The organism is Eggerthella sp. (assembly GCF_048329335.1).
GTDB classification, from domain to species: domain Bacteria; phylum Actinomycetota; class Coriobacteriia; order Coriobacteriales; family Eggerthellaceae; genus Eggerthella; species Eggerthella lenta.
Window position 1 is genome coordinate 1 of record NZ_DBFEGU010000361.1, and the last position, 2419, is coordinate 2419.

A 2419-nucleotide genomic window follows, 5' to 3' on the forward strand; every position below is an offset into this window, starting at 1 on the left:
GCGTCTCTTGGATCGGCAGACCGTGGTCGACGAACGCCAGCTTCATGTCCTGGCGCGCACGGAAGTTCGACGCGCTGAACACCACCGTGTAGTCGGTGTCCACGAGGCTGCGCAGCCGACCGAACAGCTTGTCGGGATGCCCCGCCACCTCCACGCGCTTCACCGGCAGCTCGTCGTCCACGTGCCCGCCCACGCGCATGATGGACACGTAGGTTGCGCGCTGCCCCTCGCCGAAGCTCACGGCCCCGGGCTCGGCGTACAGCCCGTCCACGGGGATGCTCGATCCCTTCGCGCGTCCCGCCGCGTCGTCGTAGGCGTGGCTCATGTCGTCGAACAGCGAGCGCGGCTCCAAAAGCACGCTCAGCGCGCCGGGGCGCACGTAATCGCCCAACGTGGACGTGGTCGCGTACAGGTACGGCAGCAGCATGTCGGAACCGTCGAAGCGCAGGCCGCCGTCCAGCTTCTCCAGCACGTCGCGCAGCACGGGGTTCGTCGCGGCCGGCCGCTCCAGCTTCTGGCGCGCGCGGGCGAGCCCCCGCTTGGAGCACGAGAACTCCACCACGGGGTAGATGCTCACGTCCGGCAGCGCCTGGATGGTCTGCCCGGTGGTGGGCACGATGCGGCGGATCTCCTCCAGCTCGTCGCCGAAGAAGTCCAGCCGCACCGGGTACACGAGGTTGCCGGGGAACACGTCGATCGTGCCGCCGCGCACGGCGAAGGTGCCGGGGCCGTCCAGCTCGCCGGTGTTCCGGTAGCCGCGCTCCTCCAGCGCATGGGCAAAATCCTCGAACTCGGTGACGCTCGCCGCCTGAGCGCCGGGCATGGCCGCCAGCTCGCGGCCCGCCGAAAGCGCCACCGGCACGTGCACGTCGGAGCCCGCCGGCGGCAGCGCGCGCACGAGCGCGCGGGCGCTGGCTACCACCACGACCTCGCGGCCGCTGGCCAGCGCGTGCACGGCCTCCATGCGCCGTGCCACCTGCGCAGGGTCGCTGGGCTTCGGCACGAAGGGGTAGTCGCTGCGCTCGGGGAAGCGCATGACGCGCTCGTCGCCCAGGTAGGCCGCCAGGCTGCGCGAGAACGCCACGGCCGCGTCCTCGCCCGCCACCACGACGAGCGTCGGCTGGGGCCTGTGCGCGAACCGCGCCGCCACGAGGAACGGGCGCGCCGACGAGGCCACGCCCAGCGTGCCGTCCTCGCCCGCGTCCAGCTTGCCCCAGAACGCGTCGAGGCAGCCCGATTTCTCCAGGGTGAACGTCAATGAATCGATGAGCATGGCGCGTCCTCTTCCGTATGCGAACAGCACGAAAAGCCGCGATCGGCGGCTTCATGCAAGGTTTCTGGTCGCCGTCTGCGCGCACGCGCGGACGGCGCTGCCGATTCTACCATCCGATAAGCTCTCGCGCGACGCCCGACAGCGCACCATGAAGGAGAAACCACAAGGGGACGGGGAACCGCCAGCGCTCAGCAGAACAATCGCGCTTCCTGGGCGCTACGCTCCAGATAATCGGTGTACTTGAGCAAAACCTGCGAGCGGTTCTCTATCCCCAGCTTCTTGTAAATGCTGTGGTTGTGCGCCTTCACCGTGCCCGCCGCGATGTACAGCTTGTTGCAGATGCCCTGGTTCGTCTCGCCCTCCATGAGCAGCTTCACGATCTCGCCCTCGCGGCCGCTCAGACCGTAAGCGTCGAGGAAACGCCGGAACGACATGTCGACGTTCGGCAGGTACGGCTGCTCCACCGTGTGCAGCAGCGTCCACGCGATATAGACGGCGCATCCGACGTAGATCGCCCAGCACGTTTCCACCAGAAGGTCGCGGTTCTCCCAGAACAGGACGGCCTCCACCCCCAGCACACGGCACGTCGCGTCGATCACGTGCAGCACCACCAGCGAGACGACCACCGCCTTCGGCCAAACGCCGTCCATCTTGGGAATCAGCCGCAGGAACACCCACGCGTACAGAAGGGGGTACACCGTGCCGAACACCGAGTAAGGCACGACGGGCGCGGCGACGCCGAGCGCCGTCGCGACGGCGCAAGCCGCGCCGAGCACGACCATCGATCGCTTCGACGGCATATCATCGTAAAAGCAACCGCTGATCATGCGGATGATGAAGGGGTAGCAGGCTATGAACAGGGCTTCCGCAGCCTGGTAGAACGTCGCGAACAGAGGATCGGGATGGCCTAGCGCCGTGAACACTTCTTTCATGAAATAGGTTCCGTTGTCCACGAACGAGCAGGCGAACAGGATCATGAGCCACCACGCCAGACGGCTGGACCGCGAACGGTGCAGCCAGAAGAACACGACCGCGAGAACGACGTACGTCGCCGCAAGGAGCATGTTGTACAGGAATACCGGATACGTCATCGGAACCACCCTCCGTCATTCGCGCTGGCGAAGACTCCCCTAAGCTCGCCAGGGT

Annotated in this window: 1 protein-coding gene and 1 pseudogene; both read right to left on the reverse strand. The window is 67.0% G+C overall.

Going from position 1 to position 2419, the window contains the following annotated elements:
- Positions 1–1273, reverse strand: a pseudogene (locus tag ACMO6A_RS11230) (transcription-repair coupling factor); the annotation flags it as partial.
- Positions 1274–1461: 188 nt separating this feature from the next.
- The gene (locus tag ACMO6A_RS11235) at positions 1462–2364 is read right to left on the reverse strand and encodes a helix-turn-helix domain-containing protein (protein WP_009608299.1); all 903 of its coding nucleotides are present in this window, start codon (positions 2362–2364) and stop codon (positions 1462–1464) included.
- Positions 2365–2419: the final 55 nt, after the last annotated feature.

Excerpts from the sequence above, each read along its gene's own strand:
- ACMO6A_RS11235 (WP_009608299.1), bottom strand. The coding sequence starts at position 2,364 with ATGACGTATCCGGTATTCCTGTACAACATGCTCCTTGCGGCGACGTAC.